This is a genomic window from Streptomyces sp. NPDC003248 (genome assembly GCF_055563235.1).
On record NZ_JBVHDT010000006.1, the window covers coordinates 391,197 to 406,698 of the forward strand.

Sequence of the window (15,502 nt, forward strand, 5' to 3'; positions counted from 1 at the left end):
GTGCGACGGTGGTGTCATCGCAGTCCGGCGCACGAGTGCGGAAAGCGCACGCGTACGGAAAGCGCACGCGTACGGAAAGCAGCAGGGAACGGAGCCGCTCGCCATGAACCACGCCCAGCTCACCCACCTGGGCCGTGCCCTCCGCCTCCTCGGTGAGCACGGCGAGGCCCTCTCCTCGGACACCCCCGACGCCAAGCTGCACGAGGTCAGAGCCGATCTGCGGCGGGCCCTGGAGCTGCTGGACGAGAGCGCCGGCGGCGCCCCGCCCGCGACCCGCTGCGCCGAGCACCCGAACGGGCCCGTCGACGAGAGCGCCCCCGACCTGTGCCTGCTGTGCGAGACCCGCCGCCGGGCGGCCCGGCGCGCCGAGTTCAACGGCCCCGCCCCGCAGACCCCGCACCCGACCGCCCCCTCCCGCTACGGCACCCGCGCCGACCGCCCCCAGCCCCAGCAGCGCTGGCTGCCGGAGCTGTGGAACGGCCAGGAGTGGCAGCTGTGCGGCACGCCCCGCCGCGACCGGCGCGAGGCCGAGGCGTACCTCGCCGCCGCGCGGCGCGGCTCCCGGCCCGCCATGGCCTACCGCCTGGTGCACGAGTTCACCGACTACGAGGTCCTGCGCGTCTGGGGCACCCCGGTCCGCGTGGACATCGAGCCGCTGGGGAACCTCTGAGGCCCCTCCGGGCGATCACGCGAACCGCACCGCACCGCACCGCACCGAACCGAACCGATCCGATCCGTTCCGATCCATTCCGTTCCGTGCCGTCCGATCCGTTCTGATCTGATCCGATCCGTTCCCGTCCCGTCCCGCCCCGTCCGTGGCGGGCCGTGGGGCCGCCACGGGCGGTCCGGTCAGCGGGCGAGGCCCGACTCCCACGCCCAGGCCGCCGTCTCGACCCGGTTGCGGACACCGAGTTTGCTCTGGATGTTGGAGAGATGGGTCTTCACCGTGCCCGTGCCGATGTGCAGGGCGGCGGCGATCTCCGCGTTGGTGTGCCCGCGGGAGACGAGCACGGCGACCTCGGTCTCGCGCTGGGACAGGGGCGAGGGACGGGCCGGGGCGGCAGCGGCGGCGGGGCGGGCGAACTGCCGGAGCAGGCGGACGGTGATGGAGGGGCTGATGAGGGCCTCGCCGGAGGCGGCGGAGCGCACGGCCTCGGCCAGCAGGCGCGGCCCCGCGTCCTTGAGGAGGAAGCCGCAGGCACCGTGGTGCAGGGCCTGGTGGACGTACTCGTCGTCGTCGAAGGTCGTCACCATGACGACCTTCGGGAGGTGCGCGGCCCCGGGACGGTGCAGGTGCCGCAGCGCCTCGATGCCGTTCAGCCGCGGCATGCGGATGTCCATGAGGACGACGTCGGGGCGGTGCCGGTCGGCCTGCTCGATCGCGGCGACCCCGTCGGCCGCCTGGGCGACGACCTCGATGTCGTCCTCGGCCGCGAGGATCATGGCCATGCCGGTGCGGACGATCGTCTGGTCGTCCGCGAGCAGGACACGGATGGTCATCGGGGCACCTGCCGTAGGGGGAGGGGGAGTTCGAGTGCGACGTGCCAGCCGGCCTCGGGGCCGGGTCCCGCGGTCAGTGTGCCCCCGGCGGCGTCGGTGACCTCGCGCAGGCCGCGCAGTCCGTAGCCGGTGCCGTCGGACGGGCGGTGGTGTCCGTCGTCGGTGATCCGCGCGGTCACCCGGCGGCGGGAGACGTCCAGGTGCACCCGCGCGGTGGTGCAGTCGCGGGCGTGCTTGCGGATGTTCGTCAGCGCCTCCATGACCACGCGTTCCACGAGGTGGGCGGCGTCCGCGGGGAGACTGTCGGCCGGGCCGGTCTCGGTGAGGTCGACCCGGGCCCCGGGCAGCCGGCAGTCGGCGACGAGGGCGCGGACGGCGGCCGTCCCCGGCGCCCGCGTGTCCGGGACGGTGTCCTCGCGCAGGGCGCCGACCATCCTGCGCATGGCGGTCAGCGCCTCCGCACCGGTGGTCTCGATCAGCTCCAGGGCGTCGCCCACCGCCTGGGGCTTCCTGGCCGCGACGGCACGGGCACCCTGCGCCTGGACCACGATGCCCGATATGTGGTGGGCGACGAAGTCGTGCAGGTCGCGGGCGAAGCCGAGGCGCTGTTCGAGTCTGATCTGCTCCTCGCGCTGCCGGCGGGCGGCGACGACCAGACGCACGGTGAGGCCGGAGGCCAGGGCGCCGCTGGCCACCAGCGTCAGGATGAGCGCGACGATGCTGCTGCCCTCGTCCACCTCGATCACCAGCGGACGCAGGACGACGGCGGACATCAGCAGCGGCAGGGCGACGGCGGTGCCGGCCGGGGACCCGCGGCGCGCCGTCACATGCAGCAGCACCATCAGGGCCGCCGGCTCGAACAGGGTGTAGGTGTCGGAGGCCTCGTCCAGGACCGAGCCGCCGCCCGCCGCCACGACGCCCAGCCCGGCCGAGCAGACCAGCGACACCAGCGCCACGCCGCACGCCCCCCACGCCAGCACCGCGGGGGGCAGCCTGACCCCCACGGCCGGGAGGGCGCCGGCCGCCGCCGCGGCCGTCGACAGGAGCAGCAGGACCCCGGTCCCCTGATGGCGGAGGGTGTCGGCGCCCAGGTCGATCAGCAGGGCCACACCGAGGACGCAGAGCAGCAGGGCACCCCCGGCGAACCGGCCGACCGCCACGACGCGCGGTGATCTGAACATGATGAGCACCCTAGCCCCGCCCACCGGCGGGCCCCCTCTGCCGAAAGTCATAGCCGTCCGCCGAGGAATGGATCTTTCGGGAGATCCGCGGGACCCGGTCCCGGAAGGAGGCTGAACGACGTCAGCGCCGCTCGCCCCGACCGAAGGATCACCCGTCATGGACATCCGTTACCAGGTGGAATCCGCGCCCGTCCTCGGCCCCGCGCTCGTCCTGTTCGCGGCCGTCACCGCCGTCCAGGTGTGGCGCGGCGCGTGGAACATGCGCCGCGCCCTGCTCCAGCTGGCCGCCGCCGTCTACGCCGCCGCCGTACTGTCCCTGACGATCTTCCCGCTGGACGTGACGTGGGGCAGGTACGCCAACCAGGCCCCCTGGTACGGACAGATCAACTTCGTCCCGCTGCTCACCGCGGACATCACGATCGTCGCCAACGTCATCTTGATGGTCCCGGCCGGCTTCCTGCTGCCCCTGCTGTCCCGGCACGCCACCTCACCGAAGCGGGCGGCCCTGATGACGGCCGCGGTCAGCCTGACCGTGGAAGCCGCGCAGCTGCTGTCGTACATCGCCTTGAACAACGGCCGTTCCGTGGACGTCAACGACGTCCTCGCCAACGCGCTCGGCGGACTCGCCGGCTACGCCCTGGTGACCCTCGCCCTGCGCACGCCGGCCCTGCGCACGCCCCTCCTCGCGGCCTCGCTGCCCCGCTCCGCCGCGCTCCAGGACGACCGCCGGCGGACAGCGGCCGCCGACGAACCCCGGCCGGCCCCGATCGCGGCCCCCGTCACCCGTCCCTGACCCCGCCCAGACCCCGCCCACCGAACATCCGTGACCCTCCGTCACCAACCGTGACCGTGTCGAGAAGGAAACCCACCAAGATGAACCGCCGTCTGCGCACCGCCCTCGTCGTCACCGCCGCCGTCACCGCCGGCTTCCTGACGACCGCCTGCGAGGAGGGCACGACCGACGCCTCTCCCGTCGCCGCGTCCGGCACCACCGGCGCCGCCGGCTCCTCCTCGTCCGGCGGAGCCCAGGGCACCTCCACCGACGGCGCCGACGACGGCGGTGCGACGTCGACCGCGACCGGCCGGGCCACCGGCACCGGCACCGGCACCGACTCCGTGTCGGGCTCCTCCACGGAGGCCGGGGACAAGTCCGGCTACGGCCAGTCCTGCGGCACCAACGACCTGGTCTGGAGCGCCGAGGAGATGACCCAGGCCGGCGGCTACTACCGGATCAGCGTCAAGGCCCAGCCGGGCATCACCTGCGTCCTGCCCGGCGGCCTGCCCGTCATCGCCTTCGGCTCGGGCGGCACCCAGGCCGGTCCCGCCGAACAGGTCGCCGGCGACGAGATCACCCTCTCCGGCGACACGACGGCATACGCCGGCGTCAGCCCGAAGAGCACCGGCGGCGACGGCGGCACCGAGTACGGCACCGTCATCGTCTCCGTCACCGACGACGACCCCGACCCCCTCTCGCTGGAGGTCGGCAGCGTCCTCGTCGAGGAGCCCCTCGTCACCGGCTGGCACACCGACCCGCAGGACGCCGTCCCCTTCACCTCCTGAGACCCGTCCCTGGAACGGGCCGGGCGGGCGCGCGGTGTGCGGCGGCGCACCGCGCGCCCGCCCGGTGTCGGTCTCAGGCCCCCAGCAGCGGCAGCGGCGGGAAGTCGTGGCCCTCCCACAGACGGCGCGAGGTCTCCTCCGGGTAGGGGCGCACCTCCGGCCGCGCGTCCAGGATCTGCACCAGCCGCCGTTCCGTGTCGTACGCCGGCCAGCCCGGGTCGCCGGTGCCCGCGAACGCCGTCCAGGCGCCGCGCATGAAGGACGACAGGGCCCTCGCCTCCTCCGTCACCTCCGCGTCCCCGAACAGCAGGGCCCCGAGGTCCGCCCGGTAGGTGCCGAACAGCAGGGGGATGTCCAGGCCGTGGCAGGCGCCGAAGGCGCCGTCCAGGGCGGGGGCCGGCCAGGTCAGCTCGTAGACGTGGGCCCGGCCGCCGCCCGCGGCCTGCGCCTCGGCCAGCCGCAGGGAGGGCATGTGGAACAGCCAGTCCGACTGCACCCGCTCGTACAGCTCGCCCGGACCGGCCTGCGGGAAGGCGGCCCGGTACGCCCGCTCCCCCGCCTCCCCGCCGCCCGGCCCGAACATCCGCAGGGCGTCCGTCGCCTGATCCTCCGTCACCTTGCCCAGGCGCCCGGCCATGGCGACGAAGAGGCGGTACTCCTGCGCGTTGTGCCCGACGAGCAGCTCGACGTCCCGGCCCGCGCCCGCCGCCAGCGCCTGCCAGGGGGTGACCGGCAGGACCTCGCCGTCGACGACCGGCGAGAACGGGGTGACGGTGGGCGCGACCCGGCCCCACCGGTCCACGCGCGCCGCCATCTTCTCGCCCAGCGCCGCCCCCGCCTCGGGCAGCTCCCGCGGATCGACGGTGGCCAGGTCGGCGGCGGTCGGGCGCAGCCCCGCCTCGGCGGCGATGGCGGCGGCCAGGTCACGGGCCAGCTCGTCGGAGAAGTAGGTGCCGGGCACGCTCTGCGCGACGGCCCGCCCGAACAGGCCCCGCGCGCTCGGCACGGCCAGCAGCGCCGCCACCGAACCGGCGCCCGCCGACTCCCCGAAGACGGTCACCCGGCCCGGGTCCCCGCCGAAGGCCGCGATGTTGTCCCGCACCCACTCCAGGGCGGCGACCTGGTCGAGCAGCCCCCGGTTGGCGGGGGCGCCGTCGATCCGGGCGAACCCCTCTATGCCGACGCGGTAGTTGAGGGTGACGACGACGAGGTCGCCGGCGCGGGCGAGGTGCTGGGCGTCGTAGCCGGGGCTGCCGGAGTGGCCGATCTTGTAGGCGCCGCCATAGATCCAGACCATCACCGGGCGGGGCGCGGCGGAGGGACTCGGGTCCGGCGTCCAGACGTTCACCGTGAGCCAGTCGTCGCCGGTGGGGGCGGCTCCCCCGGGGCCGAGGAGGCCCGCCTCCTGCGGGGGCGGCGGGCCGAAGGCGTCCGCCTCCCGGACGCCCTCCCAGGGGACGGGCGGGCGGGGGGCCTGGAAGCGGTCCGCTCCGACCGGGGGCGCGGCGAAGGGGATGCCCCGGAAGACGGCCAGACCGTCCTCCCGGCTCCCGCGCACCGCTCCCGCGGCGGTCCGTACGACGGGTGCGGGCGCCTGCTCCCGGTGTTCGGCTGTCGTCATCGCTTCGCCACTCCTCACTGCGGGGCTACAGGGGCTCTCCGGGGAACGGAGCGGCGGCGCGGAAAGTGCCGGGCGGCCGCCGTCCCGCCGGCGCGGGCGGCCTCGGCGCGGCGCCCGGCCGTGCGCCGCGCCCACGGCGGCCGCCTCGCCAGGCCCCCGCCCCGACATCCCGACACCCCCTCGGCCACCCCTCCCGTTTCCCGACATTTCATCGCCAATTCGCCGTCCGTTACGGGATGTTCCCGGCTCTCCTCACGTGGAGCAGCACCGCTGGGCACCTCGTCGCCGACCGGCTCAGGCTCGTGGTGGAACCCGATCCGAAAGGCCATCACCCATGCCCGTACACGGTTTCGCCCTGACGTCCGCCGCCCTCGCCCTGTCCTCCGTGTCCCTCCTCGCGCCCTCCCCGCACTCCGCGCCCGCCGCCGCCGCGGCACAGGCCACGCCCCTGATCATCGGACACCGCGGCGCGGCCGGCCTCGCCCCGGAGAACACCCTGGAAGCCATCGACCGGGCCGACCGGGCCGGCGTCGACTGGGTCGAAGTGGACATCCAGCGCAGCAAGGACGGCGTCCTGGTCGTCATGCACGACCAAGACCTCGTCCGCACCACCGACGTCCGCACGGTCTTCCCCCACCGCTCCCCCTGGAAGGTGGGCGACTTCACCATGGCGGAACTGGGCAGGCTCCGCGCGGGGGCCTCGCCCCAGTGGAAGGGGACCGCGTACGCGTCGGCCCGTATCCCGACCCTCGGCCAGGTGCTCGACCGGCTCGACCGCAACGGCCAGGGGCTGCTGCTGGAGGTGAAGTGGCCGGGGAACTTCCCCGGCGTCACCCGGGACATCCTGAAGGTCCTCGACCGGAAGGGCTGGCTGGACGCCCACCACGTCGACGACCGCCTCTACGTGATCAGTTTCCTGGCCGGCGCCCTGAAGGAGGTCCGCGCCAGGCGTCCCGACATCAAGCTGGGCATCTGCGACGAGACCCCGTCGTCGGGCGAGCTGGCGTCGTACGCGACGTTCGTGGACGTCATCAACCCGGACCACCGTGCCCTCACCCAGGGCTATGTGCGCAAGGCGCAGGCCCTGAAGGGCCCGCACGGCCGGCCGCTGAAGGTGTGGCCATGGACGGTGAACACCGCCGGGCCGGCCCGCCTCCTGCGCGACTGGCACGCGGACGGCATCACCACCGACGTCCCCGACACGATCGGGAAGGCGCTGGGACAGGGCTGACGGGGGATCACCCGCCGCGCCGGGCGGTCCTGGCGGGCACGGCGGGGCGGCGGGGCGGCGGGGGGCGGGCACGGCAGGCCGGCGGCCCCGGCCCCTGCCCCTGCCCCTGCCCGGGAACGCCCGAGGGCGGCACCCCCTGTGGGAACAGGGGATGCCGCCCTCGGTACCGCGGACGGGTCCGATCCTCGGGAGGATCAGAAGTCCATGTCACCGCCCGGCATGCCGCCGCCGGCCGGGGCAGCGGCCTTCTCCGGCTTGTCGGCGATGACGGCCTCGGTGGTGAGGAACAGCGCGGCGATCGACGCGGCGTTCTGCAGCGCGGAGCGCGTCACCTTCGCCGGGTCGATGATGCCCTCGGCGACCAGGTCGACGTACTCGCCGGTCGCGGCGTTCAGGCCGTGGCCCGGGGTCAGGTTGCGCACCTTCTCCACCACGACGCCGCCCTCGAGGCCGGCGTTGACCGCGATCTGCTTCAGCGGGGCCTCGAGCGCCAGCTTGACGGCGGCGGCACCGGTGGCCTCGTCGCCCTCGAGCTCCAGCTTCTCGAAGACCTGGGAGGCCTGGAGCAGGGCCACGCCACCACCGGCGACGATGCCCTCCTCGACGGCCGCCTTCGCGTTGCGGACGGCGTCCTCGATGCGGTGCTTGCGCTCCTTGAGCTCGACCTCGGTGGCGGCACCGGCCTTGATGACGGCCACGCCGCCCGCGAGCTTGGCCAGGCGCTCCTGGAGCTTCTCGCGGTCGTAGTCGGAGTCGCTGTTCTCGATCTCGGCGCGGATCTGGTTCACGCGGCCCGCGACCTGCTCGGAGGAGCCGGCGCCGTCGACGATGGTGGTCTCGTCCTTGGTGATGACGACCTTGCGGGCCTTGCCCAGCAGGTCGACGGTCGTGTTCTCGAGCTTGAGACCGACCTCCTCGGAGATGACCTCGCCGCCGGTGAGGATGGCGATGTCGTTCAGCATCGCCTTGCGGCGGTCGCCGAAGCCCGGGGCCTTGACCGCGACGGACTTGAAGGTGCCGCGGATCTTGTTGACGACCAGGGTCGACAGGGCCTCGCCCTCGACGTCCTCGGCGATGATCAGCAGCGGCTTGCCCGACTGCATGACCTTCTCCAGGAGCGGGAGCAGGTCCTTGACGTTCGCGATCTTGGAGTTCGCGATCAGGATGTACGGGTCGTCGAGGACGGCCTCCATACGCTCCATGTCGGTGGCGAAGTACGCCGAGATGTAGCCCTTGTCGAAGCGCATACCCTCGGTGAGCTCCAGCTCCAGACCGAAGGTCTGGGACTCCTCGACGGTGATGACGCCTTCCTTGCCGACCTTGTCCATGGCCTCGGCGATGAGCTCGCCGATCTGGGTGTCGGCGGCGGAGATGGAGGCCGTGGAGGCGATCTGCTCCTTGGTCTCGACGTCCTTCGCCTGCTCCAGCAGGGCGGCGGAGACGGCCTCGACGGCCTTCTCGATACCGCGCTTCAGGGCCATCGGGTTGGCACCGGCGGCGACGTTGCGCAGACCCTCCTTGACCAGGGCCTGGGCGAGAACGGTCGCGGTGGTCGTACCGTCACCGGCGACGTCGTCCGTCTTCTTGGCGACTTCCTTGACCAGCTCGGCGCCGATCTTCTCGTACGGGTCCTCGAGCTCGATCTCCTTGGCGATGGAGACACCGTCGTTGGTGATCGTGGGCGCGCCCCACTTCTTCTCGAGGACGACGTTGCGGCCCTTGGGGCCGAGCGTCACCTTCACGGCGTCCGCGAGCTGGTTCATGCCGCGCTCGAGGCCGCGCCGCGCCTCCTCGTCGAACGCGATGATCTTGGCCATGTGAAGTGGTCCCTCCAGGACTGGGGGTGATTCCTTCGGACCGCGCCCGCGCCCGCGACGGACGGCTCGCCTGCCTCGTGGTTCCTTCCCCACCCGGCCTGCGGGCCTCACCGACCCGGTCCTTCGTTGTCACTCTCACCTTCAGAGTGCTAACGCCAATGATTAGCACTCGGGCATGCCGAGTGCAAGCGCCTCGGGGGGATCGTCCCCGGCGCGAACCGGACGAAGGCACCTGCACCACCCCGGTCGCACGGCCCCCGGACCGGAGCGTCCCGGCCCGCCCGGCGCTGCGGAAGGCCTCCCGGAGCGCCCCGGCGCGGGCGGGCAGCACGAAGGGCCCGCACCCCCGTCGGGGTGCGGGCCCTTCGTCGAAAAACGTTGAAAATCGTTCAGGCGGTGACGCGAACCATGTCGGCCTGCGGGCCCTTCTGACCCTGCGAGATCTCGAACTCGACCCGCTGGCCCTCTTCCAGGGTGCGGTAGCCGTCCATCTGAATCGCGCTGTAGTGGACGAAGACGTCCGCACCACCGTCGACCGCGATGAAGCCGTACCCCTTCTCCGCGTTGAACCACTTGACGGTGCCCTGAGCCATGCCTAACTCCCCTATTACTGGCCCTTGCACAGATCCACACTTCGCGGATCCGGGTCAGACCTCACCCCCCAGTTGATTGGAGGCGTGCGCCGGAACGCGTCGACCGCGGCTGAATGTATCTGCCCCACTGCCGTCTGCAACAGGTCAATCGGACGAGAATTCTGGACGTCGACGGTCCGGAATATGGTGAGAATTCTCCCGAATTCAGGGCAATTCGGGCCACATAAAGGGAACAGAAGGCGCAAAAGACCTGCACACTTTGGCTACTTCTCACCGCATGTGAAGTCCGGGCTCATATGCGTTCGGCATGCGATGGGCGGCGCGTTCCCCAACTGTACCGTGCTCAACCACATTGAATTGCCTCCTCCGCTTCTCTTACGGAGGAGGCAATTCGATGAACTCTGGGTAATCGGCGTTACCGAGGGTTACTACCGGTGGGTAGGGAGTGGGCGTCAGCCGCCGGCGACGGCCGGGATGATCGAGACGCCGGCGCCGTCCGGGGTCGCCGTCTCCAGCCCCTGCTCGAACCGCACGTCGTCGTCGTTGACGTACACGTTGACGAACCGGCGCAGCTTGCCCTGGTCATCGAGGACGCGCGCGGCGATACCGGTGTGGTTCTTCTCCAGGTCGGCGATGACCTCGGCGAGGTTCGTGCCCTCGGCGGCGACCTCGGCCTGACCGCCCGTGTAGGTGCGCAGGATGGTAGGGATGCGGACGGTGACGCTCACGGTGTTTCCTCCGGACGGGTAGGCGCCCAGCGGGGCGCGGGGAACTGCGCGACCAGCCCCCGCGGCCCGCAGACGTACAACGGCCTCTCTCAGGCGAGACCGGCCTCGTGGAACGACTCCAGGTTCGGGCGGATGGTGGCCGTCAGCCCGGTCCCGGCGACCGCGTCCAGCGTCTTGAGGCCGTCTCCGGTGTTGAGCACGACGGTCGTCAGCGTCGGGTCCAGCAGACCGGCCTCGATCAGCTTCCTGGTGACGCCGACCGTCACACCGCCCGCCGTCTCGGCGAAGACGCCCTCGGTCCGCGCCAGCAGCTTGATCGCGTCGACCACCTGCTCGTCGTTCACGTCCTCCACCGCACCGCCCGTGCGGCGCGCGATGTCGAGGACGTAGGGGCCGTCGGCCGGGTTGCCGATGGCGAGGGACTTGGCGATGGTGTCCGGCTTCTGCGGGCGGACCACGTCATGGCCGGCCTTGAAGGCCACGGACACCGGGGAGCAGCCCTCGGCCTGCGCACCGAAGATCTTGTACGGCCGGTCCTCGACCAGACCGAGCTTGATCAGCTCCTGGAGCCCCTTGTCGATCTTCGTGAGCTGCGAGCCGGAGGCGATCGGCACCACGATCTGGTCCGGGAGCCGCCAGCCGAGCTGCTCGCAGATCTCGTACGCGAGCGTCTTGGAGCCCTCGGCGTAGTACGGCCGCAGGTTGACGTTGACGAAGCCCCAGCCCTCGCCCGCCGGGTCGCCGATGAGCTCGGAGCAGAAGCGGTTGACGTCGTCGTAGTTGCCCTCGATGCCGACGAGTTCGCCGCCGTAGACCGCGGCCATGACGACCTTGCCCTGCTCCAGGTCGTGCGGGATGAACACGCAGGAGCGGAAGCCGGCGCGGGCGGCCGCGGCGCCGACGGCGCCGGCCAGGTTGCCGGTGGAGGAGCAGGAGAGGGTGGTGAAGCCGAAGGCGCGGGCGGCCTCCAGGGCCTGGGCGACGACACGGTCCTTGAAGGAGTGCGTCGGGTTGCCGGAGTCGTCCTTGACGAAGAGCTTCCCGGCCTCGACGCCCAGCTCGCGCGCCAGGTTGTCGGCCTGGACGAGCTTGGTCCAGCCGGGGTTGATGTTCGGCTTGTCCGCCACGTCGGCCGGGACGGGCAGCAGCGGGGCGTAGCGCCAGATGTTCGCGGGGCCCGCCTCGATGCGCTTGCGGAGCTCTTCCGGGTCGTACCCGGAGAAGTCGTAGGCGATCTCGAGCGGGCCGAAACACTCCTCGCAGGCGAAGACCGGGCCGAGCGGCACGCGGTGACCGCACTCGCGACAGGAGAGCGCCGCGGCCGGACCGAGATCGACGGAGGGGGTGGTGCTTGCAACTGTCTGCGCAGCCATGTGAGGCGAGGCCCTTTCTCCTCATCTTCCCCACGACGCATCTCGCCGTGAGACGGAATTGGCACCTTCCCGAGCCGGGAGCCTCGCGGTGATCGTCGACTGCCTGTGGCAGCGATCCGTACGAGACCGGCTGGAGGGTTGCCGGGGCTTCATCGGGCCGTGTCCCTCTGCCCCTCTGGATGAGCGGTATGTGGTTGTGAGCGCGGGCGACCCCGGACATGCGATGGTCATCCGCGTTGTTCAAGACTGTAACCGAAGGCCAGGACAGTTGAGGGAGACGTCCGAACCGCGAGATGGATCACACTGTCACCTCGCGTGTACCTGGTGTGATCACAACAGTGAGGAGCCGCAGACCGTGCTGGAAGAAGTCGAGCGCTGGCTGGCCGCCCGCTCCTGGTCCGTGACCGATCGCCCGCTGCACCGGATCCTGGCCGCCAAGCGCGCCTCGGGCCAGACGGTGTCCGTCGTGCTGCCCGCGCTGAACGAGGAGGAGACGGTCGGCGACATCGTCTCCGTCATCCGCCACGACCTCATGCACCAGGTACCGCTGGTCGACGAGATCGTCGTCGTCGACTCGGGATCGACCGACCGCACCTCCGAGGTGGCCGCGGCGGCCGGGGCCCGGGTCGTCCACCGGGACACGATCCTGCCCCGCCTCCCGGCCGTGCCCGGCAAGGGCGAGGTCCTGTGGCGCTCACTGCTGGTCACCACCGGGGACATCGTCTGCTTCGTCGACGCCGACCTGAAGGAGTTCTCCTCCGACTTCGTCTCGGGCATCGTGGGCCCGCTGCTCACCGATCCGGGCGTCGACCTGGTCAAGGCCATGTACGACCGCCCGCTGGCCGGCGGCGCCGGCCAGGGCGGCCGGGTGACGGAGCTGATGGCCCGCCCGCTGCTCAACATGCACTGGCCGCAGCTCGCGGGGTTCGTGCAGCCGCTGGGCGGCGAGTACGCGGCCCGCCGCCGCCTGCTGGAGCAGCTGCCCTTCCCCGTCGGGTACGGCGTGGAGCTGGGGATGCTGGTCGACGCCCTGCACCTGGTGGGCCTGGACGCGCTGGCCCAGGTCGACGTCGGGGTGCGCAAGCACCGCCACCAGGACGGGCAGGCGCTCGGCCGGATGGCCGCGGCGATCTACCGCACGGCGCAGCTGCGGCTGGCCCGCGGGCACCTCGTCCGCCCGTCCCTGACCCAGTTCGAGCGGGGCGCGGACGGCTTCGAGCCGCGCACCTACTCGGTCGACACGGAGGAGCGGCCGCCGATGGCGGAGATCGCCGAGTACGCGACCCGCAAGGTCGCGTGACCCGGCGACGACGCCCCGGCGGACGCGCCGTATACGGCCGGACACGACCGGTTCACGCCCCCCGTCCGTACGTTTGAGCGGATCGAGTCCGGGCTAGGTTGAGGCGTATGGCTTCCACGCACGGTCCTGCTGCTCAGGGTGCTCAGGTGCTGGTCGCGTCCAACCGCGGCCCGGTCTCGTACACCGTCGGCGAGGACGGCTCGCTGCACGCCAGACGCGGTGGCGGCGGGCTGGTCTCCGGGCTGTCGGCGATCGGCCCGGACGCGGGCGCCCTCTGGGTGTGCTCGGCGCTGTCCGAGGGCGACCGGGAGGCGGTCCGGCGCGGGGTCGGCGAGGACGGCGTGCGCATGCTGCCCGTCCCGGCCGACGTGCACGCCGACGCGTACAACGGCATCGCCAACTCGGTGCTGTGGTTCGTCCACCACCTGCTGTACCTGACCCCGCTGGAGCCGGTCTTCGACGCGGAGTTCCGGCGCCAGTGGGCCTCGTACGAGACGTACAACCGGGCCTTCGCCGAGGCGCTGGCGGAGGAGGCGGCGCAGGGGGCCGCGGTCCTCGTCCAGGACTACCACCTGTGCCTGGTGCCGGGGATGCTCCGCGAGCTCCGCCCCGACCTGCGCATCGGCCACTTCTCGCACACGCCGTGGGCGCCGGTGGACTACTTCGGGCTGCTCCCCGGCGACATCCGCGTCCAGCTCCTGCGGGGCATGCTCGGCGCGGACCGGCTCGGCTTCCTGACCCGCCGCTGGGCGGACGCGTTCGCCGCGTGCTGCGAGGAGTTCACCGGCGGCACGGGCGGCACCGAGATCGGCGTGCACGGCCTGGGCGCCGACGCCGACTTCCTGCGCGTCCGCTCCCGCGAGCGGGACGTCGAGGAACGCCTGGCGGCCCTGCGCGAGGAGATCGGCACGGCCCCCGACGGCGGCGCCCGCAAGGTGATCGTCCGGGTGGACCGGACCGAGCTGTCGAAGAACATCGTGCGCGGTCTGCTGGCCTACCGGCAGTTCCTCGACGACCACCCGGAGTGGCACGAGCGGGTCGCCCACGTGGCCTTCGCCTACCCCTCCCGCCAGGACCTCGCCGTCTACCGCGACTACACGGCCGAGGTGCAGCGGCTGGCCGGGGAGATCAACGAGCGGTACGGCTCCGCGGGCTGGACCCCGGTCGTGCTGCACGTGAAGGACGACTTCGCCCGCTCCCTGGCGGCGTACCGCCTCGCGGACGTGGCGCTGGTCAACCCCATCCGCGACGGCATGAACCTGGTCGCCAAGGAGGTGCCGGTCGTCTCCGACCGGGGCTGCGCGCTGGTGCTGTCCCGGGAGGCCGGCGCGTACGGCGAGCTGCGCGAGGACGCCCTCACCGTCAACCCCTACGACGTCCTGGAGACCGCCGGTGCCCTGCACGAGGCGCTGACCATGGCGCCGGAGGAGCGGGCGCAGCGCACCAAGCGGCTGGCGGCCGCCGCGACCGCGCTGCCTCCGGCCCGGTGGTTCCTGGATCAGCTGGAGGCGCTGCGGGGGACGCGGGCCAGCTGATCCGCCAGCGCCCGCAGCAGACCGACCACGCCGGCCGGGCCGTCGACGACCAGGTCGGCGCGCTCGGCGAGTTCGGTGACCTCCGTGCTGCCGCTGGCGACGAGCAGGCCGGGGACGCCGTCGGAGCGGAGTTTCTCCACGGCGGCGAAGGCGGGCAGGTCGCCGAGGTCGTCACCGGCGTAGAGCACGGCCTCGGCGCCGGTCTCGCGGGCGTGCTCCAGCAGCGCCACGCCCTTGTCCACGCCCGGCGGCCGCAGCTCCAGGACCATCCGGCCCGGCTCGACGATCAGTCCGTGGCGGGCGGCGAGGTCGCCGAGGGGCTGCCGTACGGCCTCGAAGGCGGCCTGCGGGTCCTCGGCCCGGCGGGTGTGCACGGCGACGGCCCGGCCCTTCTCCTCCACCCAGGTCCCCCGCCACGCGCCGGCCGCCTCCAGCACGCCCGGCAGCTCGGCACGGGCCGCGGCGACGCCGGGGTGCGGGGCGGGGGCGCTGACGGTGTCGGTCCGGGCGTCCCACCGTTCGGCCCCGTAGTGGCCGAGCACGGTCAGGTGCTCCAGCCCCGGCACACCGGCGAAGCCGCCGTTGCGCACGGCCACGGCGGCGGGCCGCCCGGTGACGACGGCGACCGAGGCGACCTTCGGGGCGAGCCGCGCGAGGGCGGGAACGGCGTCCGGGTGCGCCCGCGCGTCGTCCGGGTTCTCGACGATCGGCGCGAGCGTGCCGTCGAAGTCCAGACCGACGAGCGTCCCGGCGGGCCGCGCCAGGATCACGCGCAACGCCTCCCGCCCGGCGGCGGTGACGGGTTCGGGGAGTGCGGGTTCCGTGGAGTACGTCTCTGGGGTGCCCATACGGCGACGATAACCGGCAGCAGCCGCCGCCTCACAACACCGGCCGGGGCAACCCAGCCCGTCCGGCCTTCGAAGAGCAGCGGCCCCTCACAGCGCCGGCCGCCGCAACCCAGCCCGCCCGGCCTTCGAAGAGCAACGGCCCCTCACAGCCCCGGCCGGGGCAACTCAGCCCGTCCGGCGTTTGAGGACGAGGCCCGTCCAGGGCCGACCGGGGG

14 protein-coding genes and 1 riboswitch are annotated in these 15,502 nt (G+C 72.7%); of the genes, 6 read left to right on the top strand and 8 right to left on the bottom strand.

Annotation, left to right across the window (positions count from 1 at the left end):
- The first annotated feature begins 103 nt into the window (after positions 1-103).
- Entirely contained in the window at positions 104-670 is a 567-nt protein-coding gene (locus ACZ3KJ_RS17845) for a hypothetical protein (RefSeq protein WP_467527946.1), read from the top strand.
- A gap of 179 nt (positions 671-849) precedes the next feature.
- On the opposite strand, the gene ACZ3KJ_RS17850 is transcribed toward ACZ3KJ_RS17845, so the two are convergent.
- Positions 850-1,500 (bottom strand): response regulator, encoded by a 651-nt coding sequence (locus tag ACZ3KJ_RS17850; RefSeq protein WP_467527947.1) that lies wholly within the window; start codon positions 1,498-1,500, stop codon positions 850-852.
- On the bottom strand, positions 1,497-2,681 hold the full coding sequence (locus tag ACZ3KJ_RS17855) for a sensor histidine kinase (protein WP_467527948.1): 1,185 nt from the start codon (positions 2,679-2,681) through the stop codon (positions 1,497-1,499). Before ACZ3KJ_RS17855 ends, ACZ3KJ_RS17850 begins: the two co-directional genes overlap by 4 nt.
- 157 nt (positions 2,682-2,838) lie before the next feature.
- Between ACZ3KJ_RS17855 and ACZ3KJ_RS17860 the strand changes: the two genes are divergently transcribed.
- Both ACZ3KJ_RS17860 and ACZ3KJ_RS17865 read left to right on the top strand, forming a co-directional pair.
- Positions 2,839-3,474 carry a VanZ family protein gene (locus ACZ3KJ_RS17860; RefSeq protein ID WP_467527949.1) on the top strand — a complete coding sequence of 212 codons (636 nt, stop codon included), beginning with the start codon at positions 2,839-2,841 and terminating at the stop codon, positions 3,472-3,474.
- An 80-nt stretch (positions 3,475-3,554) separates the two neighbouring features.
- Complete coding sequence (locus ACZ3KJ_RS17865; protein WP_467527950.1) at positions 3,555-4,241, top strand: DUF4232 domain-containing protein; 687 nt, start codon at positions 3,555-3,557, stop codon at positions 4,239-4,241.
- Positions 4,242-4,314: 73 nt separating this feature from the next.
- Here ACZ3KJ_RS17865 and ACZ3KJ_RS17870 read toward each other — a convergent pair whose 3' ends face one another.
- Entirely contained in the window at positions 4,315-5,862 is a 1,548-nt protein-coding gene (locus ACZ3KJ_RS17870; RefSeq protein ID WP_467527952.1) for a carboxylesterase/lipase family protein, read from the bottom strand.
- Between the two features lie 334 nt (positions 5,863-6,196).
- Between ACZ3KJ_RS17870 and ACZ3KJ_RS17875 the strand changes: the two genes are divergently transcribed.
- On the top strand, positions 6,197-7,093 hold the full coding sequence (locus tag ACZ3KJ_RS17875; RefSeq protein ID WP_467527954.1) for a glycerophosphodiester phosphodiesterase: 897 nt from the start codon (positions 6,197-6,199) through the stop codon (positions 7,091-7,093).
- Positions 7,094-7,287: 194 nt separating this feature from the next.
- Here ACZ3KJ_RS17875 and groL read toward each other — a convergent pair whose 3' ends face one another.
- The 4 genes from groL to thrC form a co-directional block, all read right to left on the bottom strand.
- Positions 7,288-8,910 carry a chaperonin GroEL gene (gene groL, locus ACZ3KJ_RS17880; protein ID WP_389521345.1) on the bottom strand — a complete coding sequence of 541 codons (1,623 nt, stop codon included), beginning with the start codon at positions 8,908-8,910 and terminating at the stop codon, positions 7,288-7,290.
- Between the two features lie 389 nt (positions 8,911-9,299).
- Positions 9,300-9,503 (bottom strand): cold-shock protein, encoded by a 204-nt coding sequence (locus ACZ3KJ_RS17885; protein ID WP_004986573.1) that lies wholly within the window; start codon positions 9,501-9,503, stop codon positions 9,300-9,302.
- A gap of 452 nt (positions 9,504-9,955) precedes the next feature.
- Entirely contained in the window at positions 9,956-10,231 is a 276-nt protein-coding gene (locus ACZ3KJ_RS17890; protein ID WP_385069917.1) for a MoaD/ThiS family protein, read from the bottom strand.
- A gap of 89 nt (positions 10,232-10,320) precedes the next feature.
- The gene (gene thrC, locus ACZ3KJ_RS17895; RefSeq protein WP_467527957.1) at positions 10,321-11,604 is read right to left on the bottom strand and encodes a threonine synthase; all 1,284 of its coding nucleotides are present in this window, start codon (positions 11,602-11,604) and stop codon (positions 10,321-10,323) included.
- 18 nt (positions 11,605-11,622) lie between these two features.
- Positions 11,623-11,790, bottom strand: a riboswitch (SAM riboswitch).
- A gap of 169 nt (positions 11,791-11,959) precedes the next feature.
- Here thrC and ACZ3KJ_RS17900 point away from each other — a divergent pair.
- Both ACZ3KJ_RS17900 and ACZ3KJ_RS17905 read left to right on the top strand, forming a co-directional pair.
- Positions 11,960-12,904 carry a glucosyl-3-phosphoglycerate synthase gene (locus ACZ3KJ_RS17900; protein WP_467527959.1) on the top strand — a complete coding sequence of 315 codons (945 nt, stop codon included), beginning with the start codon at positions 11,960-11,962 and terminating at the stop codon, positions 12,902-12,904.
- A gap of 107 nt (positions 12,905-13,011) precedes the next feature.
- Positions 13,012-14,439, top strand: coding sequence for an alpha,alpha-trehalose-phosphate synthase (UDP-forming) (locus ACZ3KJ_RS17905; protein WP_467527960.1), 1,428 nt, complete (start codon positions 13,012-13,014; stop codon positions 14,437-14,439).
- Here ACZ3KJ_RS17905 and otsB read toward each other — a convergent pair.
- Positions 14,403-15,287, bottom strand: coding sequence for a trehalose-phosphatase (gene otsB / locus ACZ3KJ_RS17910; protein ID WP_467527961.1), 885 nt, complete (start codon positions 15,285-15,287; stop codon positions 14,403-14,405). The two genes, ACZ3KJ_RS17905 and otsB, sit on opposite strands and share 37 nt — an antisense overlap.
- Between the last annotated feature and the right edge of the window lie 215 nt (positions 15,288-15,502).